The sequence below is a fragment of the Pseudonocardia zijingensis genome, from assembly GCF_042657305.1.
GTDB classification, from domain to species: Bacteria; Actinomycetota; Actinomycetes; order Mycobacteriales; family Pseudonocardiaceae; genus Pseudonocardia; species Pseudonocardia zijingensis.
On the sequence record NZ_JBHSKO010000005.1, the window covers coordinates 331,836 to 355,731 of the forward strand.

Consider the following 23,896-nt stretch of genomic DNA (forward strand, 5'->3'; position numbering starts at 1 on the left):
CCGCCGGCGACGGCCAGTGCGACGATGGCGCCATGCGCTACGTCGAGCACGTCGCCGACCTGGTCGGGAACACCCCGCTCGTGCGGCTCGGCCCGGTGGCCGACGGCATCGCGGCCACGGTGCTGGCGAAGGTCGAGTACTTCAACCCCGGCGGCAGCGTCAAGGACCGCATCGCGCTGCGGATGATCGAGGCGGCCGAGGCGTCCGGGGAGCTGAAGCCGGGCGGCACCATCGTGGAGCCGACCTCCGGCAACACCGGTGTCGGGCTGGCGATGGTGGCCCAGCGCAAGGGCTACAAGTGCGTCTTCGTGTGCCCGGACAAGGTGAGCGAGGACAAGCGCAACGTGCTGCGCGCGTACGGCGCCGAGGTCGTCGTGTGCCCGACGGCGGTGGAGCCGGACCACCCGGACTCCTACTACCAGGTCTCCGACCGCCTGGTCGGCGAGATCGACGGCGCGTGGAAGCCCAACCAGTACGCCAACACCGAGAACCCGGAGTCGCACTACCGGGCGACCGGCCCGGAGCTGTGGGAGCAGACCGAGGGGCGCATCACGCACTTCGTGGCCGGCATCGGGACGGGCGGCACGATCAGCGGCACCGGCCGGTACCTCAAGGAGGTGTCGGGCGGGCGCGTGCAGGTGATCGGTGCCGACCCGGAGGGGTCGGTGTACAGCGGTGGTGGGGGGCGGCCCTACCTCGTGGAGGGCGTCGGCGAGGACTTCTGGCCCACCACGTACGACAAGGGGATCTGCGACCGGATCGTCGCCGTGTCCGACGCCGACTCGTTCGACATGACCCGCCGCCTGGCCCGCGAGGAGGCGCTGCTGGTGGGCGGTTCGTGCGGGATGGCCACGGTCGCGGCGCTGCGGGTGGCCCGCGAGCTGCCCGCCGACGCCGTGGTGGTCGTACTGCTCCCCGACGGGGGCCGTGGCTACCTGGGCAAGGTCTTCAACGACAAGTGGATGGCAAGCTACGGCTTCCTGCCGCCCACCGAGGGGGCCACTGTCGGCGACGTGCTGCGCCGCAAGGACGGCACGATCCCCGCCCTCGTGCACGTCCACCCGAACGAGACGGTGGCCGACGCCGTGCAGTACCTGCGTGAGTTCCACGTGTCGCAGATGCCGGTGGTGCGGGCTGAGCCGCCGGTGATGGCCGCCGAGGTGGCGGGCGCCGTGGTGGAGCGCGACCTGCTCGACGCGCTGTTCACCGGGCGGGCGCAGCTCTCGGACCGGCTGGAGCACCACATGTCCCCGCCGCTCCCGACGATCGGGGCGGGCGAGCCGCTGGACACCGCGATGACCGCGTTCGCCTCGGCGGACGCGGCGCTGGTGCTGGTGGACGGCAAGCCTGCAGGCGTGGTGACCCGGTCCGACGTCCTGGCCTTCCTGGGCAGTTGACCCGTTCGGGTCGGCTGCCGGCCCGCGCGTAGCGTGGTCGCATGCGCGGCTTCTCGACCAACGCGATCCACGCCGGCCAGGACCCGGACCCCACCACGGGGGCGGTGATCCCGCCGATCCACGCGTCGTCCACGTTCGCGCAGGACGGGGTGGGCGGCCTGCGTTCCGGCTACGAGTACTCGCGCAGCGCCAACCCCACCCGCACCGCCCTGCAGGAGTGCCTCGCGGCGCTGGAGGGCGGCCGCCACGCGGTGGCGTTCGGCTCCGGCATGGGCGCCTCCGATGTGCTGCTGCGGGTACTGGCGAAGCCCGGTGACCACCTCGTCATCCCGCACGACGCGTACGGCGGCACGTTCCGCCTGGTCGACAAGGTGCTGGCGCAGTGGGGCGTGGAGTACACGCCCGTCGACCTGGGTGACGTCGACGCGCTGCGTGCGGCGCTGCGGCCCACCACGCGCGTCGTGTGGTGCGAGACGCCCACCAACCCGCTGCTGGGGATCGCCGACATCGCCGCGGTCGCCGACGTCACGCGCACGGCGGGCGCGCGCCTCGTCGTGGACAACACGTTCGCCTCGCCCTACCTGCAGCAGCCGCTCGCCCTCGGGGCCGACGTGGTGCTGCACTCCACCACCAAGTACGTCGGCGGGCACTCCGACGTGGTGGGTGGCGCCCTCGTCACCAGCGACGACGAGATCGCCGATGCCCTCCGGTTCACGCAGAACGCGGTCGGCTCCGTGCCCGGTCCGTTCGACGCGTGGCTCACGCTGCGCGGGGTGAAGACCCTCGCCGTGCGGATGGAGCGCCACAGCGACAACGCCGAGCGGGTGGCGGAGCTGCTGGCCGCCCACCCGGCCGTCACCCGGGTGTACTACCCCGGCCGCGCCGAGCACCCCGGCCACGAGGTGGCCGCCAAGCAGATGCGCCGCTTCGGCGGGATGGTGTCGTTCACGGTGGCAGGCGGGCGCGAGGCGGCGCTGCGCGTGTGCGCCGCCACCGAGATCTTCACGCTCGCGGAGTCGCTCGGCGGCGTCGAGTCGCTGATCGAGCACCCCGGCGCCATGACACACGCCTCGGTGGCCGGGTCCGCGCTCGAGGTGCCGGACGACCTCGTGCGCCTCTCGGTGGGCATCGAGGACGTCGAGGACCTCGTGGAGGACCTGCGCCAGGCCCTGGACGCGGCGGCGGGCTGAGCTCAGCCCTTGGCGGGGGCGGGCTCGGCCGCGGGCAGCGGGGTGACCGGGGCTGGCTCGGGCACCACGAGGTCGCCCGGGGCGATGCACCCGCCCACGAGTTGGTAGGCGCCGCCCACCAGCTCGTAGCGCCCCGGGTCGTCGCACCCGGCGCTCTTGACCGTGACCACCGCGATCGCGGTGAGCACCGCGGCCACGAGCAGCGGAGCGATCGCCCGCAGCCGTGTCATCCCGACCTCCCGGAGAGCGGTGGCCCCCGCGACGCACCGCTGTCTTCCACGCCGAGGTTACCGGGCCGCTCGCCCCGGTGCTGCGACGGTGGTGGTGAAGGCCGGTGCGAGGATGCCCGCATGCCGGCCCCTGATACCGCCGTTCCGCCCGTCGCGCTGGACGACGTCCGCGCGGCGCGCGAGCTGCTCGCCGGGGTGGTCTCGACCACGCCGATGGCCGGGTCCCGGGCCCTGAGCGAGCTGTGCGGCGGGCCGGTCTGGCTCAAGTGCGAGAACCTGCAGCGCACCGGCTCGTTCAAGATCAGGGGCGCGTACACGAGGATCGCCCGGTTGGACGACGCCGAACGGGCCCGTGGGGTGGTGGCCGCGAGCGCGGGCAACCACGCGCAAGGCGTGGCGCTCGCAGCGCAGATGCTGGGCATCCGAGCCACCGTCTTCATGCCCGAACGGGCCGCGATCCCGAAGGTCGGCGCCACCCGCGGCTACGGCGCGGAGGTCCACCTGGTCGGCGAGACGATCGAGGGCAGCATCGCGGCCGCCACCGAGTTCGCCGAGCGCACGGGTGCGGTGTTCGTCCACCCGTTCGACCACCCCGACGTGATCGCGGGCCAGGGCACCGTGGGTCTGGAGGTGCTGGAGCAGGTGCCCGACGTGCGCACCGTGCTCGTCTGCACCGGTGGTGGCGGGTTGCTCGGCGGGATCGCCGCGGCCGTCAAGGGGCAGCGGCCGGACGTCGCGGTGGTGGGCGTGCAGGCCGAGGGCGCCGCCGCGTGGCCGCCCTCGCTCGCCGCCGGTGGCCCGCGTGCGCTCGAGACCATGCGCACGGTGGCCGACGGCATCGCGGTCGGCCGTCCGGGAGACGTGACGTTCCCGCAGGTCGCGGCCCTGGTCGACGAGATCGTGACCGTGTCCGAGGAGGCGATATCCCGCGCCCTGCTGCACTGCCTCGAACGGGCCAAGCTGCTGGTGGAGCCGGCGGGTGCGGCGGCGGTGGCGGCGCTGATGGAGGAACCAGGCCGGTTCGCCACGCCCGCGGTGGCCGTGCTCTCCGGCGGGAACATCGACCCGCTCGTGCTGCTGCACGTCATCGAGCACGGCATGGCGTCCGCCGCCCGCTACCTGTCGTTGCGGGTGCGGGTGCGCGACCGGCCCGGCGCGCTCGCCGAGCTGCTCGCCCTCGTCGGTTCCCTCGGCGCCAACGTCCTCGACGTCTCGCACTCCCGGGTGTCCGGCACCCCGTTGGGCGAGGTGCAGATCGCCCTCTCGATGGAGACCCGCGGACCCGAGCACTGCGCCGAGGTGGTGGACGCCCTGCGCGCGGCCGGGCACTCCGTGCTAGACGTGGCCCGACCGGAGGGGTGAAACGACCGGCCCGCGCGGGGGAGCGCACTCCCCGCACGGGCCGGCGGTGGGTCGATCAGGCGCGGAACGGCTCCGCGGACACGAGCGTGACGGCCATGCTGCCGCCGTCGGGCAGCTGGTACTCGCGCGTGTCGCCCGGGTGCGCGCCCAGGAGCGCCCCGCCGAGCGGGCTGTTGGGCGACACGACCTCCAGGTCGGCGCGGCTGCCCTCCTCGCGGGAGCCGAGCAGCACCGTCTCGGTCTCGTCGTCGCCGTCGTAGCGGATCTTCAGCACCATGCCGGGAGCCGCGGTGTCGGAATCGGTGGGCGTCTCGCCGACCTTGGCCGTGCGCAGGAGCTCCTGCAGCTGGCGGATGCGCGCCTCCTGCTGGCCCTGCTCCTCGCGCGCGGCGTGGTAGCCGCCGTTCTCCTTGAGGTCGCCCTCCTCGCGGCGGGCGTTGATCTCGGCAGCGATGACGGGGCGGTTCGCGATCAGCTCGTCGAGTTCCTGCTTGAGCCGGTCGTAGGCATCCTGGGTCAGCCAGGTCGCCTGGGTGTCCGTCACGGTCATCACTCCTCCAGCCTGTCCAGGGTCCATGTGACTCACGGACCACTTCGCCCGCGGCCACGACCGCCCTGTGAGGGCGGCCCGGTTCGAGGGCGGCAAAGCCCCGAGTAAGGAAAAACACGACCCGCCTGCGGGCCGTGTGGTGTCCACCGTAACACGGAGCGTGCCGCTCGTCGCAGCCTTTCGACAAACGGTCGGGTGTCCGCAGAAGTTCCCGACATCGACATCGGTGCTGGTCAAGCGGATGAACGTGCATCTGCGCGCGCATCCGGTTGGGCTGTTCGGCGGGCGAACGACCGCTCATCTTAGCCGTCCGGGGGAGGGCGCGCGAGCACTGCGACGGCCGGGTACGCGAAGCCCGTCGGAGGGAACGTACGGGCGCCGGATCGCGTTGCAGGAACCGTCGGGGATGTCTGGGACCATCGACACCCCGATCAGAATTCGTTCGGCCCCCGTGGGCCCGAGTGGGAAGGAACGCGGCCGTTCCGATGTCCTCGATCCATCCGAACAGTGCCGGTCCGCTGCGGCTCATCACGGTGCACGCGCACCCCGACGACGAGTCCAGCAAGGGCGCGGCCACCACGGCCCGCTACGTGGCCGAGGGCCACGAGGTCATGGTCGTCACGTGCACCGGGGGCGAGGCGGGCAGCATCCTCAACCCCGCGATGGACCGCCCCGAGGTCCTCGAGAACATGGCCGAGATCCGGCGGGGCGAGATGGCACGGGCTGCCGAGATCCTCGGTGTGCAGCACCGGTGGCTCGGCTTCGTCGACTCCGGTCTCCCGGAGGGCGACCCCAAGCCGGCGCTGCCCGAGGGGTGCTTCGCGCTGCAGCCGCTCGACGTCGCCACCGAGCGCCTGGTGCGGATCGTGCGCGAGTTCCGGCCGCACGTGGTCGTCACCTACGACGAGAACGGCGGCTACCCCCACCCCGACCACATCCGCTGCCACGAGATCTCGGTGGCGGCCTTCGACGCCGCGGGCGACCCCGACCGCTTCCCGGAGTCGGGCGAGCCCTGGCAGCCGCTCAAGCTGTACTACTCCCACGGCTTCTCGAAGAAGCGCATGGAGATGTTCCACGAGGCGCTCGAGTCGCGCGGGATGCAGTCGCCCTACGACGAGTGGCTCAAGAACTGGCCCGCCGACCGGCCCGACCCGGGCGAGCGCGTCACCACCCGCGTGGAGTGCGCCGACTGGTTCGAGACCCGCGACAAGGCGCTGCTCGCCCACGAGACCCAGATCGACCCGGGCAGCCGGTGGTTCTCCGTGCCGCTGGAGATCCAGCGCGACATCTGGCCCACCGAGGACTACGAGCTCGTCCGCAGCCTCGTCGACTCCCCGGTCCCCGAGGACGACCTGTTCGCCGGCATCCGGGCGCCAGTAGCGGTGCGCCCGGCCGTCTGACGGGCGCGTACCGTTCGTCCGATGAGTCCGCTGCTGGTCCACGCCGTACCTGCCGGCACGGCGCAGGTCGCCGTGCCCGTGCAGAACCCCGCCCCGCCTGCCGGGGAGGGTGAGGAGTTCGGCAAGGCATCGCCGATCGCGCTGGTGGTCATCCTCGTGCTGGCCCTGGCCACGATCCTGCTGATCCGGGGGATGAGCAAGCGCATCCGCCGGCTGCCCGCGAGCTTCGAGCAGGCCGAGCCGGAGCAGGAGCCCGGCACGCAGAAGGCCGACGGCAAAACGGCGGACGGCGGCACCGCCTGAGAGGCTGGTGCCATGCCGAACCGCCTGGCCTCGGCCACCAGCCCGTACCTGCTCCAGCACGCCGGCAACCCCATCGACTGGTGGGAGTGGTCCGACGAGGCGTTCGCGGAGGCCGCGCGCCGCGATGTGCCGGTGCTGCTGTCCGTCGGGTACGCGGCCTGCCACTGGTGCCACGTGATGGCGCACGAGTCGTTCGAGGACCCGGCCACCGCCGAGCAGGTCAACGCCGACTTCGTGGCCATCAAGGTGGACCGGGAGGAACGCCCGGACATCGACGCGGTCTACATGGCCGCCACGCAGGCCATGACCGGCCAGGGTGGCTGGCCGATGACGTGCTTCCTCACCCCGGCGGGGGAGCCGTTCCACTGCGGCACCTACTACCCGCCCACGCCGCGGGGCGGGATGCCCGGCTTCCGCCAGCTCCTCGACGCCGTCACCACCGCGTGGCGGGAGGACGGCGTGCGGGTGCGCGGGGCGGCGGGCGAGATCGCGGCGCGCCTGGCCGACAGCGCCGCGGCCGTGCTTCCGGAGGCGGCGATCGACCCCGACCTGCTGGACCGCGCCGCGTCGGCTCTCGAGGCGCAGTTCGACCCGCGGACGGGCGGGTTCGGCGGCGCCCCCAAGTTCCCGCCGTCGATGGTGCTCGAGTTCCTCCTGCGCAGGCACGAGCGCAGCGGCGCGGCCGAGCTGCCCGCCGCGGTGGCGGTGACGTGCGAGCGGATGGCCCGCGGCGGGATGTACGACCAGCTCGCAGGCGGGTTCGCCCGCTACAGCGTGGATGCCGGGTGGGTCGTGCCGCACTTCGAGAAGATGCTCTACGACAACGCGCTGCTGCTGCGGGTCTACGCGCACCTGGCGCGGCTCACGGCCGACCCGCTGCCGCGCCGGATCGCCGAGGAGACCGCGGCCTTCCTGCTGCGCGACCTGCGCACCGCGGAGGGCGGCTTCGCCTCCGCCCTCGACGCCGACACCGAGGGCGTCGAGGGCCTCACCTACGCGTGGACGCCCCAGCAGCTGCGTGACGTGCTCGGCCCCGATGACGGCGCGTGGGCCGCCGAGCTGCTGACGGTCACGGAGGCCGGCACCTTCGAGCACGGCTCGTCCACCCTGCAGCTGCTCCGCGACCCCGACGACCCCGACCGTTGGGAACGCGTGCGCGCCGCCCTGCTCGCCGCCCGCGCGCTGCGGCCGCAGCCCGCTCGCGACGACAAGGTCGTGACGTCGTGGAACGGCATGGCGGTGCTCGCCCTCGCCGAGGCCGGGGCCGCGCTGGGCAGGCCAGAGTGGGTCACCGCCGCCGCGGAGGCCGCCGACCTGCTGCTGCGGCTGCACGTGGTGGACGGGCGCCTGCGGCGCTCGTCGCGCGGCGGCAGGGTCGGCGCGGCGGCGGGCGTGCTGGAGGACCACGGCTGCCTCGCCGAGGGGCTGCTCGCGCTGCACCAGGCCACCGGCGAGGCCCGGTGGCTGGGTGCCGCCACGGACCTGCTCGACACCGCGCTCGCGCACTTCGCCGACCCCCACCAGCCGGGCTCGTTCTTCGACACCGCGGACGACGCGGAGGCGCTCCTGCACCGGCCCCGCGACGTCACGGACAACGCGTCCCCGTGTGGGGCGTCGGCACTCGCGTCGGCGCTGCTCGCCGCGTCGGTGCTGGTGGCGGAGCCGGACCGGTACCGGGTGGCGGCCGAGGCGGCGCTGCGGTCCGCCGGGTTCCTCGCGGAGAAGCACCCGCGCTTCGCGGGCCACTGGCTCACGGCGGCCGAGGCGCTGGTGCGCGGCCCGCTGCAGGTTGCGGTGGCCGGGCCGGATGGTGACCCGCGCCGGGACGCGCTGCTCGCCCACGCACGGCGGCGGGCCGCGGGCGGCACCGTGGTGGTGCCCGGCCCACCCGACGCGCCGGGCGTGCCCCTCCTGGCCGACCGGCCCCTCGTCGACGGCGCGCCTGCCGCCTACGTCTGCCGCGGCTTCGTCTGCGACCGCCCGGCCACCACGGAGGAGGAGCTCACGGCGAGCCTCCTCCTGCGCCCCTGAGCCGGGCTGCCGGCCTGTTCACCCCCGGAGAACGTCCCGCCACACCCGTGTTTGCGGTGTAATCTCGTAAGCATCGTTCACGGGAGGTGTGTGATGAGCGGACGGATCCATCGCGGGTGGCCCGGTGGGCGAGGGCGCGGTCCGGGCCGGGGCGGCTGGCAGCAGGCCGACCTCCCCGGAGCCGAGGACGCGGCGGCCTGGCTGCAGGGCCGGCTGCCCGACGGGTGGTTCACCGGCCCGGCGGACGTCACGGTCGACCGCGAGGAGATCCTGATCGTCGGCGAGCTGCCGCCGCTCGAGACCGAGTTCCCCGATACCGAATCGGGCCGGGCCGACCGCGCCGCGGCCGTGGCCGGGCGCATCTCGCGGTTCCGGGAGACCACGCGGGAGGAGCGCATCGAGATCGCGCGCCAGGCCGAGCACCGCTACCAGCGCAAGGTGGCATGGGGTGCGCGGATCGGCGACACCGTCGAGCTGTTCACGGTGGCCTCGGTGCCGGTGATGACGCGGCTGCGCCAGCCGGAGCGCATCGTGCTCGACACGCTCGTCGACTCCGGGGTCGCCCGGTCCCGGTCGGACGCGCTGGCCTGGGCCGTCAAGCTGGTCGGCCAGCACGCCGACGAGTGGCTGGGGGAGCTGCGGGCGGCCATGGCGCGCGTCGACGAGCTTCGGGCCAAGGGTCCCACCAGCGGCAGCAGCAGCGCCTGAACCCGTGCGTCCTAGCGGATCTTCTCGCCGTACACGCGCTCGACGTGCAGCGCGAGCAGCACCCGCTTGTCGGCCACCATCACGGAGCGGTACTCGTCCCAGTCCGGGTGCTCGCCCGCGGCCGACCGGTAGTACCGGACCAACGCCTCGACCTCCGGCCCGTGCGGGTCGGTGCCGGGGCCGATCAGCTCGGCCGTGCCGTCGGCGGTGGCCCAGGACCAGCCGTCGGCGCTGGTGACCTCGAGCGCGGCGCGCGGGTCGCGCCGGAGGTTCTTGGTCTTCGCGCGGCCCTCCACGATCGAGACGTAGATGATCCCGGCCTCCCGGTCGTAGAACGGGGTGACCGGGGAGAGCTGCGGACGGCCGTCGGCGCGGATCGTGGCGAGCACACCGATCCGGTTCTCGGCGAGCAGGGCATGCGGGTCGAAGGCGGTGGTCATGCCCGGGCCAACCGACGGCAGCGGACCCGCATTCCGCTCGGCGCTCAGAACAGGATGAGCCAGATCGCGACGTGGTGGCAGATGGCCGCGAGCACCGTGGCGGCGTGGAAGAACTCGTGGAACCCGAACGTGGCGGGCCACGGGTTCGGCCTGCGCGTGGCGTAGAAGATCGCGCCCACGGTGTAGAGGAGACCGCCGACCAGGATCAGCACCAGGGCCGCCACGCCGCCGCCCACCAGGATGGCGGGGATGACGAACACCGCCACCCAGCCGAGGGCGATGTAGACCGGCACCCCGACCCAGGCGGGCGCGTGCGGCCACACCGTTTTCAGCACCACGCCGGCCGCCGCACCCACCCAGACCACCGTGAGCACGGTGCGGGCGGTGTCCGGGTCCATCGCGAGCGCGGCGACCGGCGTGTACGTGCCCGCGATGAACAGGAAGATCATTGAGTGGTCGAGCCTGCGCATCACGGCCCGGCTGCGCGGGGTGCGCCAGGTGCGCCGGTGGTAGAGCGCGCTCACGCCGAAGAGGCCGAGGGTGGTGGCGGCGTACACCGACGTCGCGAGCGCCGCGCCGGCGCCGACCAGCGCCGCCGAAACGGCGATCATGGTGGCGCCCGCGCCGATCGACACGGTGAACGACCAGAAGTGCAACCATCCCCGCATCCGCGGCTTGAGCAGCTGCCCGCCGGCGGGAGGCGGGTTCAGTGTCTCGGCGGCCACCCGACCGAGGTTACGTCAGGTCCGGGGCTGCCCGGGTGTCGTGTGCGTGAACGCACGACCGGGTGCGCGGAGCGGCGAACCGGCCGGGCGTACGCTGTTCGGCCGTGGGCGTACGCGACCTGCTGTACTCGGTGTACGAGCGAAAGCTGAGCCGAGAGCTGGCCGGTGCGGCCGCCCGGCCCCGGCACGTGGCGGTGATGCTCGACGGCAACCGGCGCTGGGCCCGCGACGCCGGCTTCGTCGACGTCAACGACGGGCACCGGGCGGGCGCCGCGCGGATCGCCGACCTCCTCGAGTGGTGCGAGGAGGCGGGCGTCGAGGTCGTCACGCTGTGGCTGCTGTCCACCGACAACCTCAAGCGCCCGGCGGAGGAGCTCGAACCGCTCCTGAAGATCATCACCGACGTCGTCGACGAGCTGTCCGGGCCCGCCGCCCGCTGGCGGCTGCGGGTGGTGGGTGCGCTCGAGCTGCTGCCGGGCGACATGTCCGAGAAGCTCTCCGCCGCGGCGGCGCGCACCCGCGGGCGGCCGGGCCTCGAGCTCAACGTCGCGATCGGCTACGGCGGCCGGCAGGAGATCGCCGACGCGGTGCGCAAGCTGCTGCTGCAGCACGCGGAGTCGGGCACCTCGATCGAGGAGCTCGCCGAGGTGCTCGACGTCGACCACATCGCGGCGCACCTGTACACGTCCGGCCAACCCGACCCGGATCTGGTCATCCGCACTTCGGGGGAGCAGCGGCTCTCCGGATTCCTGCTCTGGCAGTCGGCGCACTCCGAGTTCTGGTTCTGCGAGGCCTACTGGCCGGAGTTCCGCCGCGTCGACTTCCTGCGGGCGCTGCGCGACTACGCCGCCCGGCACCGCCGCTTCGGTTCCTGATCCGCCCGATCCCGGCACACCAAAACGGCGCCGGACCCGGAGGTCCGGCGCCGTTCGGCGCGAAATCCTGAGATCAGTCGTCGATCTCGGCGCTGTCGCCCGACTCGGCGGCCGCCTTGCAGGAGTCGTCGATCGTGTTGTCGCCGTCGGAGTCGGCGTCCGTGTCGTTCTCGCCCAGCAGGCCGAGGCCGAGCGCACCGGTCAGGTCGGCGAGCACGGAGGTGTCGTTCAGCGGCACCTGGACACCCAGGACGTTCACCGGCACCTGGTTGTCGCAGACGTTGACCGGGACGGCGATGTTGTTGCCGGCCACGTTGATCAGGCCCTCGTTCGACCCGTCAATGCTGTTGACGTCCTCGACCTTGGTCTTGCTGCCGTGCCCGTGGTGGTCGTGGTCGTCCTTGTCGCCAGCGAAGGCGAGCGGGCTCACCGCGAGCAGACCGGCAGCGGCCGCAGCCACGACAATTCCAGCCTTCTTCAGCACAGTTCATCTCCTGTTGAGTGTCCGGAGTCGACCGGAGCCGATCCCATTCAGAGTCAGCGTTTATGACCGGGGAGCCCTCGCTGACTGAGGAAAAAGTTAGTGGGCTGCACCTGGCGAAAACAAACTGCCTACCACTATCGTGTGAGTCGGGTACTCTGCGTTTGGTTACGCCCTCTTTCGGGGGTGCTGCGCACTGGTGCCGACTGCCCGAACGCACGTGATCGCCACGATCCGTGATCCTGAATCACTCGGATGCGCGCGTATCCTTTTTGTCGGAGACGCAGCGTGTTCGCGGCTCCGTGACGCCATTCCGGCGTCGTGCGCCGCATCTTGCGGTGCGGGTTGCGCGTGTCCGGCGTCCGGCGCACGCGCAGACACCCGGTGCGGCCCCACTCCGTGCGCCGGGCGGGGTCGCCGGGCGCGGCCGAACGGGTCAGACCGCCCACAACAGGCGCGACGGGCGGTGTCTGTGGAGCGATGAGCGGTAGTCCGTTCTGTTAATTCTCGGTTCGCTGACGAAGGAGAACACTGAGTTGCTGTTGACCGCACCCGGGTGACCGCCGGTAGCGTTCAGGGCGGCGGCCCGTACCCGATGCGGACCGCTGGGGAGGCCCTGGTCGTGGTGGCACTTGCACCAGAGGGGGCCGGCACCCGGCCCTCGTGGGCGTGTTCGGCGGCGAGCTCCACGTCGTCGGCAGCGTCCGAGCCAGGGCCGACCGGCCCACCGGTGACGTGGACGCGGTGCCGTGTCCACCAGGGAGCACTCGTCGGTCGCACGCCCGGGTTCAGCGCGCTGGGACCCCGGGCACCGGTGGCGGCCGAAGCGAGCGCTAGCGAGGAGCCTCCGTGACCGACCGTCGTAATGCCCCCGCTTCGCCCACCACCCGCTGCTACGTGCTCGACACCTCGGTGCTGCTGTCGGACCCCTGGTCGCTGACCCGGTTCGACGAACACGAGGTCGTCCTGCCGCTCGTGGTGATCTCCGAACTCGAGGGCAAGCGGCACCACCCCGAACTGGGGTGGTTCGCCCGCACGGCGTTGCGCACGCTCGACGAGCTGCGCATCGAACACGGCCGCCTGGACTCACCGGTGCCGATCGGCACCGGAGGCGGAACCCTGCACGTCGAGCTCAACCACAGCGACCCGGAGGTGCTGCCCGCGGGATTCCGCACCGACTCCAACGACAGCCGGATCCTGGCGTGCGCCCTCAACCTGGCCGCCGAGCGCAAGCTCGAGGGCCGCGGTGAGGTCGTGCTGGTCAGCAAGGACATGCCGTTGCGCGTCAAGGCGGCCGCCGTCGGGTTGCAGGCCGACGAGTACCACGCCCTCGACGTGGTGCCCTCGGGGTGGACCGGGATGGCAGATCTGGAGGTCACCAGCGAGGACGTGGACGCGCTCTTCCGCGACGGCGTGATCGACCACGACGCCGCCCGCGAGCTGCCCCCCAACACCGGGCTGCGGCTCATCGGCGGCGCGTCGGCGGCGCTCGGGCGGGTCGGTGCGGACAAGCGCGTGCGGCTCGTGCGCGGCGACCGGGAGGCCTTCGGGCTGCACGGGCGCTCCGCGGAGCAGCGCGTGGCGCTCGACCTGCTCCTCGACCCCGAGGTCGGCATCGTCTCGCTCGGCGGCCGGGCCGGCACCGGCAAGTCGGCGCTCGCCCTGTGCGCGGGCCTGGAGGCGGTGATGGAGCGCCAGCAGCACCGCAAGGTCGTCGTCTTCCGGCCGCTCTACGCCGTCGGCGGGCAGGAGCTGGGCTACCTGCCGGGCAGCGAGAGCGAGAAGATGGCGCCCTGGGCGCAGGCCGTCTTCGACACCCTCGGTGCGCTGGTCAGCCAGAACGTGCTCGAGGAGGTCATCGCACGCGGGATGCTCGAGGTGCTCCCGCTCACCCACATCCGCGGCCGGTCGCTGCACGACGCGTTCGTCATCGTCGACGAGGCGCAGTCGCTGGAGCGCAACGTGCTGCTCACGGTGCTGTCGCGGCTGGGCACCGCGTCCCGGGTGGTGCTCACCCACGACGTGGCGCAGCGCGACAACCTCCGCGTGGGGCGGCACGACGGCATCGCGGCGGTGATCGAGAAGTTGAAGGGCCACCCGCTCTTCGCCCACGTGACGCTCACGCGCTCGGAGCGCAGCCCGATCGCGGCGTTGGTGACGGAGATGCTGGAGGGCCCGGCCGCCTGACGCCGGTCGTGAGTGGATACGGGTGCTCCAGCACTCGTATCCACTCACGGCTCGTCAGAGGCCGTGCGGCGTGCCCTCCGTGAAGCCGGCCGTGGTCTGCACGCCGATCACCGCGCGCTCGTGCAGCTCGTCGAGGCTCCGCGCGCCGGTGTACGTGCACGCCGAGCGGACGCCGGAGCAGATCTCGTCGAGCACGTCCTCCACCCCGGGACGGATGGGGTCGAGCAGCTGCTTCGAGCTGGAGATGCCCTCCTCGAACAGCGCCTTCCGGGCCCGGTCGAACGCGCTCTCCTCGCGGGTGCGGGCGCTCACCGCCCGCTTGGACGCCATCCCGAACGACTCCTTGTACGGGCGGCCGTTCTCGTCGCGCAGCAGGTCGCCGGGCGACTCGTAGGTGCCCGCCAGCCAGGAGCCGATCATCACGGCCGACGCGCCCGCCGCGAGCGCGAGCGCGACGTCGCGCGGGTGGCGCACACCGCCGTCGGCCCAGATCCGCACGCCGAGGTCGCGGCCCGCGGCCGCGCACTCCAGCACCGCGGAGAACTGCGGGCGCCCGACGCCGGTCATCATCCGCGTGGTGCACATCGCGCCGGGGCCCACGCCGACCTTGATGATGTCGGCGCCCGCTGCCGCGAGGTCGCGGACACCCTCCGCGGTGACGACGTTTCCCGCCGCCACCGGCACGTCCCGGTCGGCCTCGGACACGGCCTTGCGGACGGCCCGCAGCGCGTCGAGCATCTTGTCCTGGTGGCCGTGCGCGGTGTCGACCACGAGCACGTCCACGCCGGCGTCCAGCAGGGCCTTCGCCTTGACGCCGACGTCGCCGTTGATCCCCACCGCGGCCGCGGTGCGCAACCGGCCCGCGCCGTCGAGGGTGGGGCGGTAGAGCTCGGCGCGCAGCGCACCGAGCCCGGTGAGCAGGCCGGCGAGCCGGCCGTCTGCGTCCAGGCCGAGGGCCACGCGGCGGCCGCCGAGCGCCTCGAAGACCTCGCCGGGAGGCGTGTCCAGGGGGAGCGTGAGCGGGCCGGGGTCGAGCACATCGCCGAGCCGGGTGAAGCGGTCGACGCCCGTGCACGCGGCCTCGTCGACCGTGCCGACCGGGCGGCCGGCCTCGTCCACCACCACCACCGCGCCGTGGGCGCGCTTCGGCAGCAGGTTCAGCGCGTCGGCCACGGCGTCGGAGCGCGTGAGCACGAGCGGGGTGTCCCACACCGGGTGCCGGGACTTGATCCACGCGACGATCTCCGCCACCGCCTCCGGCGCGACGTCCTGGGGGAGCACGGTGAGGCCGCCGCGGCGGGCGAGCGTCTCGGCCATGCGGCGGCCGGCGACCGCGGTCATGTTCGCGGCGATCACCGGGACCGTGGCACCGGATCCGTCGGCGGTGGTGAGATCGACGTCGTACCGCGAGGCCACCGACGACCGGCCCGGGACGAGGAAGACGTCGTCGTAGGTGAGGTCGTGGTTCGGCTCTTGCCCGTCGAGGAAGCGCACGAATAGATGAGTCTACGCGCCCGCGCTCCCGTGCGGAGACCGCGGCAGCGGCCGGATCGCGCGCACCCACTCGAGGCGCAGGACCGGCAGGCACACCTGCACGAGGTGGTCGGCGACGGCAGTGGGGACGTCCCACGTGCGTGCTACCGGCCCGGAGCGGTCGAACAGCGCGGCCAGGTAGTCGTTCCACGCCCCGTAGTCGGTGGCGAGCAGCAGCCCGTCGGGAGCGTCGAACTCGACGGTGGCGTGGTCGACGGAAGGGGGATCGCCCACCAGCATGTGCGCATCCTCGACGGTGACGCCGCGGCCGCCGCCCCACGCCCACACCGGCGGCCGCCCCTGCGTGGGCACGCCCGCCCGCGCCATGGCCGCCACCATCTCCTCGTACGCCCCGCGGATCACCCCGCCCGGGCTGGGCGGCACGTGTTCCCACGAGCCCACCAGCTCGCCCGCCTCGCGCAGCACCGCCACCCGGGAGAGCGGCTGGAACGACCAGAGGAGCGTCATTCGCGCAGCAGCGCCCGCACGGCGTCGATCGTGTCGGCCTCCGCGGGCGACTTGTCGGGGCGGTAGCGCAGCACCCGGGCGAACCGAAGCGCCACGCCGCCGGGGTAGCGCGGGCTGCGCTGCACGCCGTCGAGCTCGATCTCGACCACCAGTTCCGGGCGCAGCAGCACCGCGTGATCGCGTTCTTCGCGGGCGAGGCCCGGGAACGTGGCCGTCTGCCAGGCGAGCAGCTCGTCGGTCATGCCCTTGAACGTCTTCCCCACCATGATCGGCTCGCCGCCGTCGGGGTCGCGCGCCCCGAGGTGGATGTTGGACAGCGACCCGGTGCGCCTGCCGTAGCCCCACTCGGCGCCGAGCACCACCAGGTCGAGCGTGTGGACCGGCTTGACCTTCTGCCACGCCCGGCCCCGCCTGCCCGCGGCGTACGGCGCGGAGAGCGACTTGACCATGACGCCCTCGTGGCCCGCGTCGAGCGCCCGTTCGAGCAGTTCGGCCGCCTCCTCCGGGGTGGGCCGCACCGCACCCGGCATCCGGTGGCCCGGTGCCGCCCGCTCCAGGGCGTCGAGCCGGACGTGCAGCGGCTCGTCGAGCAGGTCGGTGCCGTCGAGGTGGAGGCAGTCGAAGAAGAACGGCTGCAGAAGCAGCTCGCCCGCGGCCGCACCGAAGCGGCTCATCGTGTCCTGGAACGGCCGCGGCCTGCCGTCGTCGCGCAGCGCGAGCGTCTCGCCGCCGAGCACCACCGTGCGGCAGGGCAGGCCGCGCACCAGCTCGACCAGCTCGGGCACGCTCCCCGTGATCTCCCGCAGCGTGCGCGTCCACACCCGCACCTCGGGGCCGTCGCGGTGGACCTGGATGCGTGCCCCGTCGAGCTTGAACTCCACGCTCGCCTCCGGCGCCAGCTCGGCCAGCGCGGTGTCGAGCGTGTCGGCGGGGGAGGCGAGCATCGGCCGGACCGGCGTGCCGACCTGCAGCCGGACGGCCTCGAGCCCGGCGACGCCCGCGGTGAGCGCGAGCCGGGCCGTGGCCGGGAGCTGCCCGGACAGCATGAACGCCCGGCGCACGACCGCCGCCGGGACCTCCGCCGCCGCGGCGATGGCCTCCAGCATGACGCCCTCGAGCGCGCCCTGGCGCAGCTCGCCGGTGAGCAGCCTCTTCAGGAATGCCTGCTCGTCGGCGGTGGCGGCGCCGAACAGCTCGCCGAGCACGGCGGCCCGGCGGGCCGTGGACCCGGGACCTGTGGTGGCGGCGAGCTCGTCGAGCGTGCGCTCGACCGCGGCGACCTCCAACGTCGGCTGATCCGCCGGCGCGGCGTCGATGCCGGAGAGGGTGCGCCAGCCCGTGCCCAGCCGGTTCTGCCGCGGCTCCCCGGCCAGCCACGCGGTGGCGGGCTCGATCTCGGCATCGTCGGCACGGCGCAGCAGCGCGGCCAGGGCGGCCGTCTTCGCCGTGCGGGCGCGAGTGGCCCCGACCGCGGCGGACGTGGCGACGACGTCGGCGAGCAGCACGTCCCCATCCTGGCAGCGCGCACCGACACCGCGCGGACACAGCCGACGATCGGGGGACTCGCCCGCCGAGACGGGGGACTCACGCCGCGAGACGGGAGACTCGCTGACTTTGGGGGGCGAGTCTCCCGTCTCGGTGGCGGAAACCCCCGTTCCGGCGCCGGAGTTCGCCGGGCCGGCGGTGCAGGCGGCCGGCGCCGCCTCCTGCAGCAGGTCGGTGACGCGGACGATGCCGGTGCAGGCGCCCGCGTCGTCGAGCAGCACCACGGTTCCGGCCTGCGGGTGGCCGGCGAGCACCTGCCGGACGGCCTCCGCGGGCACGTCGTCCCACAGGATGCCGGCCGCCTTCCCGCGACCGGCGTTTCCCCTGTTCGGAGCAGCGGGCGTGGGTTATCCGGTGGACCGGCCGCCCCGGGCCATCGCCAGCACGTCGAGGGCGGCGTCGAGCTGCTCGAGGGTGAGCGTGCCGCTCTCGACGTGGCCGCGTTCGATCACGACCTCGCGGATAGTCTTGCGCTCCGCGAGGGACTGCTTCGCGATCGAGGCCGCCTCCTCGTAGCCGAGGTAGCGGTTGAGCGGGGTGACGATCGACGGGGACGACTCGGCGTACTCGCGGGTGCGCTCCACGTCGGCCTCGGCGCCGTCGACGACCTTGTCCGCGAGCACCCGGGCCGCGGAGGCGAGCAGCCGGGCCGACTCGAGGAGGTTGCGCGCCATCACCGGCATCATCACGTTGAGCTCGAGGTTGCCCTGGGTGCCTGCGAACGCGACGGTGGTGTCGTTGCCGATCACCTGGGCGGCCACCATCATCGCGGCCTCGCAGATCACCGGGTTGACCTTGCCCGGCATGATCGAGCTGCCGGGCTGCAGGTCCGGCAGGCGCAGCTCGGCGAGGCCGGTGCGCGGGCCCGATCCGAGCCAGCGGATGTCGTTGGCCACCTTGTACAGGGACACGGCCACGGTGCGCAGCGCGCCGGAGGCCTCCACGAGCCCGTCGCGCGCGCCCTGGGCCTCGATGTGGTCCTTGGCCTCGCTGAGCTGGTCGAGCCTGGTGGCGGTGCGCAGCTCCTCGACCACCCCCGCCGCGAACCCCTCGGGCGCGTTGAGTCCGGTGCCGACCGCGGTGCCGCCGATCGGGAGCTGGGCGAGGCGGGGCAGCGCGTCGCGGACGCGGTCGGCACCGTACTCCATCTGCGAGGCCCAGCCGCCCGCCTCCTGGCCGAGCGTGATCGGCACGGCGTCCATCAGGTGCGTGCGACCGGCCTTGACGACCTCGGCCCAGTCCTCCGACCGGCGCCGCAGCGCCGCGGCGAGGTGCTCGAGCGCGGGGACGACGTCGCGCAGCAACGCCTCGGTGGCGGCGAGGTGGATCGTGGTCGGGAAGACGTCGTTCGACGACTGCGAGGCGTTGACGTGGTCGTTCGGGTGCACGTCGAGCCCGGCGCGACCGGCGACCGAGGCGATCACCTCGTTGGCGTTCATGTTGGAGCTTGTGCCCGACCCGGTCTGGAACACGTCGACGGGGAAGTGGTCGTCGTGACGACCCGCGGCCACCTCGTCGGCAGCGGCGGCGATCGCGTCGGCGAGCTCGGGCGCGAGCACCCCGATCTTCTTGTTCACCCGCGCGGCGGCGCCCTTGACGAGGCCCAGCGCCCGGATCTGGGCGCGCTCCAGGCCGCGCCCGGAGATCGGGAAGTTCTCGACGGCGCGCTGGGTCTGTGCGCGCCACAGCGCGTCGACGGGCACCTGGACCTCGCCCATCGTGTCGTGCTCGATCCGGAACCGGTCGTCGGATGCCATGCGTCCAGTGTTCTCCTCGGGCCCGCCCGCACGCACCCGGAGGTGGCGGCGCCCACGCGGTACGCAGGTCTACGTATCCCCGGGACCGCTTCGACGCAGCACCATCTCCGTGTGCGGAAGCCCCGCCCCGAGCCGCGTGCGCGACCGGACCCCGAGGACCGGCAGGACGGTGACGTTCCCGCCGGACGTGCTGCCCAGCCCTGCTGCGGTCGGGCGGCGCCGCGGTGCTGGTGTCCGCTGACCGTGGGAACCGGGCCTTCCGGCCGGGTGAGCGAGGCCGTGGCGCGCTAACGCCGCCGAACCCCCGCGGCGAGGCCACCACCATGGACGGCACGACCCGCGAGCGGGAGTGGCTGGACCTCGTTGCGGAGCTGCTGGCCGCTCCGCTCACGGAGCTGCCCGAGGAGCGGATCGCCGAGCAGCTCCACACCACGTTCGGCCTGCTCGCCGTGGCCTACCACCACCGCGACCCCCAGCACGGGGTGGTGCAGCGGCTGTGGCCGCCCGACGAGCAGTTCTTCGGCCACCGCACCGAGGTCGACCACTGGGGCGTGCGCTGCACCCCGCACATGCACCCGATCCTGCGGTACTACCTCGCCACGCGCGACTGGCGGGCCATCCAGGTGGCCGACGTCCCGATGCGGTTCGCGGACGCGTCGGTGCAGGCGAGATGGCGGGAGCTGACCGTGCCCTGGGGCGCGCCGGCGCAGCTAGCTCTTCCCCTGCACGTCGGCCAGCACAGCCACCGCGCGTTCGTGATGGGCAGGCCCGACCCGTTCAGCCCCGGCGAGGTGCGCCTCGCGGAGACGTTGCTGCGCCTGGTGCGCGGGCTGGACCGCCATGTCGCCGCCACCGCGGCGCGCGTCGACGGTCCCGCTCGCGAGGTGGCCACCAGCCTCCACCTGACGCCCCGCGAGCTCGCCGTGCTCGCCGTGCTGGCCGACGGGCTCACCGCCGCCGCGATCGGCCGCAAGTTGCTGATCACCGAGCGGACGGTGCACAAGCACCTCGAACGGCTCTACACCAAGCTCGGCGTCGGAGACCGGCTGGCCGCCGTGCTGCGGGCCCAGCGCCTGGGCCTGATCGCGCCGCGGTAGGCGGGCCCCGCCCGCCCCGCCCACGAGGGCAGGAAAGCCACATTCAGGGCCGCAGCGGCCCTGAATGTGGCTTTCCTGAACTTCCGGGGCTAGGGCAGCGGCGGCGGCGTGTGCTCGACCTCGGCGAGCTGCTCCGCCGAGAGGTCGAAGTTCACCGAGGAGTACTCGCGCAGCTTCGTGAGCCGGTGGGAGCCCTCGATCATCCGCACGGTGCCCGACTTCGAGCGCATCACGATCGACTGCGTGGTGCAGCCGCCTGCCCAATAGCGCACGCCCTGCAGCAGGTCGCCGTCGGTGACGCCGGTGGCGCAGAAGAAGACGTTGTCGCCGCGGACGAGCTCGTCGGTGGTGAGCACGCGGTCGAGGTCGTGCCCGGCTGCGATGGCCTTCTCCCGCTCCTCGTCGTCGCGGGGCCACAGCCTGCCCTGGATCGCGCCGCCCATGCACTTGAGCGCGGCCGCGCTGATGATGCCCTCCGGGGTGCCGCCGATCCCGACGAGCAGGTCGATGCCGGTGTTGGCCCGGGCGGCGGAGATGGAGCCCGCGACGTCGCCGTCGGTGATGAACTGGATGCGCGCCCCGGTGCGGCGGATCTCCTTCACGAGGGACTCGTGGCGCGGCCGGTCCAGGACGCACACGGTGACGTCGCTGACGTCGAGGTGTTTGGCCTTGGCCACCCGGCGGATGTTCTCGCCGATCGGTGCCGTGATGTCGATGACGTCGGCCGCCTCCGGGCCGACGGCCAGCTTCTCCATGTAGAAGACGGCCGACGGGTCGAACATCGCGCCGCGTTCGGCCACCGCGAGCACCGCGACGGACCCGGGCATGCCCTTGGCCATCAGCGTGGTGCCGTCGATCGGGTCGACCGCCACGTCGCACTCGGGGCCCGTGCCGTCGCCGACGTGCTCGCCGTTGTACAGCATGGGCGCCTCGTCCTTCTCGCCCTCGCCGATCACCACGACGCCGCGCATCGACACGGTGCCGATCAGCTGGCGCATCGCGTCGACCGCTGCGCCGTCGCCGCCGTTCTTGTCGCCGCGCCCCACCCAGCGGCCCGCCGCCATCGCGGCCGCCTCGGTGACGCGGACGAGTTCCATCGCGAGGTTGCGGTCCGGTGCCTCGCGGCGGCTCTCGCGCGGGGCGGTGGTGCCCTCGGAAGTCGTCATCTCGCCCTCCTTACCTCCCGCGGCGGCGATGGCGCGGGGCCTGTGGACACCGATCCTCGCAGATACGACGGGGTCCGAGGTGGGGTCGATGCGCAGTGAGATCATTCGCACGACGACGGCAGCGGCTCGACCGGGGGTTCGGCCCGGGGTGCACGATGGAGCCGTGAGCACCGAACCCGGCCCACCGGCGAAGCCGCCGCGGTCCGCCCTGACCGTGCGCGACATGATCGGCGCACTCGTCGTGCTCGGCCTGGTGGTCCTCGCGGCGGGCGGGCTCTCGCGGTCCTGCACGTTCGCGCCCACCGGCCCCACGGTCGACGCCTCCCGGCTCCCGGCCGTCGACGTCCCGGCCGAGGTGGGGCGGCTCGTGCCCGACTCGACGTTCCCGCTGCGCGTGCCCGCGGTGCCGCCGCAGTGGCGTGCCAACGCGGTGGACCGCACGTCCCTGCCCGACGGCGGGCGGGCCGTGCGCATCGGCTACCTCACCGCGGAGGGTCGGTACCTGCGGTTGCAGCAGGGCGACGCGGGCGAGGAGTCGATGCTGCGCGCCGAGGCGGGCGACGCCACGCAGGGCACCGGCGTGGTCGACGTCGAGGGCTTGCAGTGGGTGTCCTACACGGGGGAGCGCGGAGAGCCGATCTGGATCACCGACGTCGACGGGGTGCGGATGCTGGTCACCGGGAGCGGGAGCGAGGCCGACTTCCGCACGCTCGCGGCGGCCGCGGTGCGCGGCGAGGTGCTCACGAGGTAGACCATCACCGGATGGCCGGTACGGGCGCCGCGTGCGCCCGCAGCGCGCGCCGCCGGACGACCACCGCCGCCACCACCGACAGCAGCGACAGCAGCGGGGTCGGGAAGCCGACGGCGGTGCCGACGGCGATGTCGATGAGCGGGGCGAGCACGGCCACCGCGAAGAGCGCGGCGGGGGCCGTCGGGAGCTTCACCGGACGCCCGGTCCGCCGGTCCCGCGCCCAGCGCGTGCGCGACCCGGGCTTCGCGACCGAGAGCCACGCCTGGAATCCGAGCGCGCCTGCCATCGCGACGGTTCCCGCGGCCAGGGTGGGGCCGGCCTCGGCGGACGAGGCGGCGGCCTCGAGCCCGCGGGAGAGCAGGAAGATCCCCGCGTAGAGCTGGACGAGCGTGATCGCGAACTTCGTGAGCACCCACAGCTGGTGCACCAGCCCCCACGCCGTGCCGAGGGCGAGCACCAGCCCGGTGGACGCCGACGTGTTGGCCAGGGGCGCCAGCAGGACGGTGTCGACGAAGTGGGCCATCTCGGTGGCGGCCGGGGCGCTGCCGGGATCGGTGGCGCCGTGGAGGAGCAGGGCGAAGAGGGCCAGCGCCAGCGCCATCCAGCCCACCGACGTCACGATGTGCAGCCACACCACCAGGTGCCGCCACGTCCGATCGTTCCCACGCACACCCACGACGGTGCCCTGCCGGGACGGCCGCGTGATCAGGAATTTCCCCGGATCCGTCCCGGGTCGCGGGTCAGGGGAGCGCGCCGCGCAGGCCGTCGAGCAGGCAGCGCAGGCCGAGCTCGAAGAGGGCGTCGAGGTCGAGGTCGTAGTCGAGCTCGGTGACGCGCCGGAAGTGCGGGAAATCCTCGCCCTCCGTGAGGGACGCGAGCGCGCCGGCCTGCGCGTCCATCCACTCGTCCGCGGTGACGCCGCTCTCCGCCTCGGCCTGCGCCTCCGCGTCGAGGTTCACCGCCATGCCCCGCACGTAGCTGAACAGCATGACGTGGACGTCGAATGAGGCGGCCGGGGTGAGCCCGCGGTCGTCGAGTGCGGCGAGCACCCACTCGGTGTGCCGCACCGCGCTCGGCAAGAGCTGGGGCCGGGTGAGCGACATCGCGGGCGCGACCCAGGGGTGGCGCCGGAACACGGCCCACTGCAGCCGGGCCGTGGCCTCCAGGGCGCCGCGCCAGTCCGACGGCGCCGGCTCGGGGAGCGGCTGCTCGGCGAACGCCCGGTCGATCATGAGCGTGACGAGGTCGTCCTTGCCGGACACGTGCTGGTAGAGCGACATCGTCGGCATGCCGAGCTCGGCGGCGATCCGCCGCATCGACAGCGTGGCGAGGCCCTCGTCGTCGGCCACCGCGATCGCGGTGCGCACGACGTCGTCCCGCACCGGGCTCGCGACGGCGCGGCGGCGGGCGGGGCGAGCGCCGCCCGGTCGCGCGGCCACCACGGTGCCGACGCCGCGGACCGCGCGCAGCACGCCCTCGTCCTGCAGGAGGGACAGGGCCCGGGTGGCGGTGGCCATCGCCACCCCCCACCGCCGTGTGAGCTCCCGTGTGGACGGGACGCGGTCGCCGGGGCCGAACTCGCCGGCCGCGATGCGCGCGCGCAGGTCGGCGGCGATTCGTGCGGATGTGGTCTCCGTCATGTTCGATCCTCCCGAGGGCGTGTGCACTAGTGCGGCGGGATCCGGCTGTCTCGGCAACAC

23 protein-coding genes are annotated in these 23,896 nt (G+C 73.4%); 11 read left to right on the forward strand and 12 right to left on the reverse strand.

Going from position 1 to position 23,896, the window contains the following annotated elements:
• Positions 1-32: 32 nt before the first annotated feature.
• Both ACFPL3_RS13710 and ACFPL3_RS13715 read left to right on the forward strand, forming a co-directional pair.
• Positions 33-1,397 carry a cystathionine beta-synthase gene (locus ACFPL3_RS13710; RefSeq protein WP_343942301.1) on the forward strand — a complete coding sequence of 455 codons (1,365 nt, stop codon included), beginning with the start codon at positions 33-35 and terminating at the stop codon, positions 1,395-1,397.
• A 41-nt stretch (positions 1,398-1,438) separates the two neighbouring features.
• Complete coding sequence (locus tag ACFPL3_RS13715) at positions 1,439-2,587, forward strand: cystathionine gamma-synthase (protein ID WP_343942302.1); 1,149 nt, start codon at positions 1,439-1,441, stop codon at positions 2,585-2,587.
• A 2-nt stretch (positions 2,588-2,589) separates the two neighbouring features.
• Here ACFPL3_RS13715 and ACFPL3_RS13720 read toward each other — a convergent pair whose 3' ends face one another.
• Entirely contained in the window at positions 2,590-2,817 is a 228-nt protein-coding gene (locus ACFPL3_RS13720) for a hypothetical protein (RefSeq protein WP_343942303.1), read from the reverse strand.
• Between the two features lie 120 nt (positions 2,818-2,937).
• On the opposite strand from ACFPL3_RS13720, the gene ilvA reads away from it, so the two are divergent.
• A complete protein-coding gene (gene ilvA, locus ACFPL3_RS13725; RefSeq protein WP_343942304.1) occupies positions 2,938-4,179 on the forward strand; it encodes a threonine ammonia-lyase in 1,242 nt (413 codons plus the stop codon).
• Positions 4,180-4,234: 55 nt separating this feature from the next.
• Here ilvA and greA read toward each other — a convergent pair whose 3' ends face one another.
• Complete coding sequence (gene greA / locus ACFPL3_RS13730) at positions 4,235-4,729, reverse strand: transcription elongation factor GreA (RefSeq protein ID WP_343942305.1); 495 nt, start codon at positions 4,727-4,729, stop codon at positions 4,235-4,237.
• Positions 4,730-5,214: 485 nt separating this feature from the next.
• On the opposite strand from greA, the gene mca reads away from it, so the two are divergent.
• From mca to ACFPL3_RS13750, 4 genes are all read left to right on the forward strand, one after another.
• Positions 5,215-6,129, forward strand: coding sequence for a mycothiol conjugate amidase Mca (gene mca, locus ACFPL3_RS13735; protein ID WP_343942306.1), 915 nt, complete (start codon positions 5,215-5,217; stop codon positions 6,127-6,129).
• A gap of 21 nt (positions 6,130-6,150) precedes the next feature.
• Positions 6,151-6,432 carry a hypothetical protein gene (locus ACFPL3_RS13740; protein WP_343942307.1) on the forward strand — a complete coding sequence of 94 codons (282 nt, stop codon included), beginning with the start codon at positions 6,151-6,153 and terminating at the stop codon, positions 6,430-6,432.
• Positions 6,433-6,444: 12 nt separating this feature from the next.
• The gene (locus ACFPL3_RS13745) at positions 6,445-8,463 is read left to right on the forward strand and encodes a thioredoxin domain-containing protein (RefSeq protein WP_343942308.1); all 2,019 of its coding nucleotides are present in this window, start codon (positions 6,445-6,447) and stop codon (positions 8,461-8,463) included.
• Positions 8,464-8,556: 93 nt separating this feature from the next.
• Positions 8,557-9,171 carry a hypothetical protein gene (locus ACFPL3_RS13750; RefSeq protein WP_343942309.1) on the forward strand — a complete coding sequence of 205 codons (615 nt, stop codon included), beginning with the start codon at positions 8,557-8,559 and terminating at the stop codon, positions 9,169-9,171.
• A gap of 11 nt (positions 9,172-9,182) precedes the next feature.
• Here ACFPL3_RS13750 and ACFPL3_RS13755 read toward each other — a convergent pair whose 3' ends face one another.
• On the reverse strand, positions 9,183-9,611 hold the full coding sequence (locus ACFPL3_RS13755) for a PPOX class F420-dependent oxidoreductase (RefSeq protein WP_343942310.1): 429 nt from the start codon (positions 9,609-9,611) through the stop codon (positions 9,183-9,185).
• A gap of 44 nt (positions 9,612-9,655) precedes the next feature.
• A complete protein-coding gene (gene trhA / locus ACFPL3_RS13760; RefSeq protein WP_343942311.1) occupies positions 9,656-10,336 on the reverse strand; it encodes a PAQR family membrane homeostasis protein TrhA in 681 nt (226 codons plus the stop codon).
• Between the two features lie 104 nt (positions 10,337-10,440).
• On the opposite strand from trhA, the gene ACFPL3_RS13765 reads away from it, so the two are divergent.
• The gene (locus ACFPL3_RS13765) at positions 10,441-11,211 is read left to right on the forward strand and encodes an isoprenyl transferase (RefSeq protein ID WP_343942312.1); all 771 of its coding nucleotides are present in this window, start codon (positions 10,441-10,443) and stop codon (positions 11,209-11,211) included.
• Positions 11,212-11,284: 73 nt separating this feature from the next.
• Here ACFPL3_RS13765 and ACFPL3_RS13770 read toward each other — a convergent pair whose 3' ends face one another.
• Entirely contained in the window at positions 11,285-11,671 is a 387-nt protein-coding gene (locus tag ACFPL3_RS13770) for a hypothetical protein (protein ID WP_343942313.1), read from the reverse strand.
• A gap of 870 nt (positions 11,672-12,541) precedes the next feature.
• On the opposite strand from ACFPL3_RS13770, the gene ACFPL3_RS13775 reads away from it, so the two are divergent.
• The gene (locus ACFPL3_RS13775) at positions 12,542-13,879 is read left to right on the forward strand and encodes a PhoH family protein (protein WP_343942314.1); all 1,338 of its coding nucleotides are present in this window, start codon (positions 12,542-12,544) and stop codon (positions 13,877-13,879) included.
• A 54-nt stretch (positions 13,880-13,933) separates the two neighbouring features.
• Here ACFPL3_RS13775 and ACFPL3_RS13780 read toward each other — a convergent pair whose 3' ends face one another.
• From ACFPL3_RS13780 to ACFPL3_RS13795, 4 genes are all read right to left on the reverse strand, one after another.
• Positions 13,934-15,373 carry a GuaB1 family IMP dehydrogenase-related protein gene (locus tag ACFPL3_RS13780; protein ID WP_343942315.1) on the reverse strand — a complete coding sequence of 480 codons (1,440 nt, stop codon included), beginning with the start codon at positions 15,371-15,373 and terminating at the stop codon, positions 13,934-13,936.
• A gap of 12 nt (positions 15,374-15,385) precedes the next feature.
• The gene (locus tag ACFPL3_RS13785; protein WP_343942316.1) at positions 15,386-15,880 is read right to left on the reverse strand and encodes a hypothetical protein; all 495 of its coding nucleotides are present in this window, start codon (positions 15,878-15,880) and stop codon (positions 15,386-15,388) included.
• Complete coding sequence (locus ACFPL3_RS13790) at positions 15,877-17,385, reverse strand: ATP-dependent DNA ligase (protein ID WP_343942353.1); 1,509 nt, start codon at positions 17,383-17,385, stop codon at positions 15,877-15,879. The genes ACFPL3_RS13785 and ACFPL3_RS13790 overlap by 4 nt, the downstream gene beginning before the upstream one ends.
• A 387-nt stretch (positions 17,386-17,772) precedes the next feature.
• Positions 17,773-19,182 (reverse strand): class II fumarate hydratase, encoded by a 1,410-nt coding sequence (locus ACFPL3_RS13795; RefSeq protein WP_343942317.1) that lies wholly within the window; start codon positions 19,180-19,182, stop codon positions 17,773-17,775.
• Between the two features lie 323 nt (positions 19,183-19,505).
• Here ACFPL3_RS13795 and ACFPL3_RS13800 point away from each other — a divergent pair, with 323 nt between their 5' ends.
• Positions 19,506-20,279: a response regulator transcription factor gene (locus tag ACFPL3_RS13800; RefSeq protein WP_343942318.1), complete on the forward strand. Its 774-nt coding sequence runs from the start codon at positions 19,506-19,508 to the stop codon at positions 20,277-20,279.
• A gap of 89 nt (positions 20,280-20,368) precedes the next feature.
• On the opposite strand, the gene glpX is transcribed toward ACFPL3_RS13800, so the two are convergent.
• On the reverse strand, positions 20,369-21,445 hold the full coding sequence (gene glpX / locus ACFPL3_RS13805; RefSeq protein ID WP_343942319.1) for a class II fructose-bisphosphatase: 1,077 nt from the start codon (positions 21,443-21,445) through the stop codon (positions 20,369-20,371).
• Between the two features lie 163 nt (positions 21,446-21,608).
• Between glpX and ACFPL3_RS13810 the strand changes: the two genes are divergently transcribed.
• Positions 21,609-22,196 (forward strand): DUF4245 domain-containing protein, encoded by a 588-nt coding sequence (locus ACFPL3_RS13810; RefSeq protein WP_343942320.1) that lies wholly within the window; start codon positions 21,609-21,611, stop codon positions 22,194-22,196.
• Positions 22,197-22,200: 4 nt separating this feature from the next.
• Here the strand turns inward: ACFPL3_RS13810 and ACFPL3_RS13815 are convergent, their stop codons facing one another.
• The gene (locus tag ACFPL3_RS13815; RefSeq protein WP_343942321.1) at positions 22,201-22,866 is read right to left on the reverse strand and encodes a hypothetical protein; all 666 of its coding nucleotides are present in this window, start codon (positions 22,864-22,866) and stop codon (positions 22,201-22,203) included.
• Positions 22,867-22,936: 70 nt separating this feature from the next.
• Positions 22,937-23,836, reverse strand: a complete 900-nt coding sequence (locus ACFPL3_RS13820; RefSeq protein WP_379589055.1) for a TetR/AcrR family transcriptional regulator C-terminal domain-containing protein — start codon at positions 23,834-23,836, stop codon at positions 22,937-22,939.
• Positions 23,837-23,896: the final 60 nt, after the last annotated feature.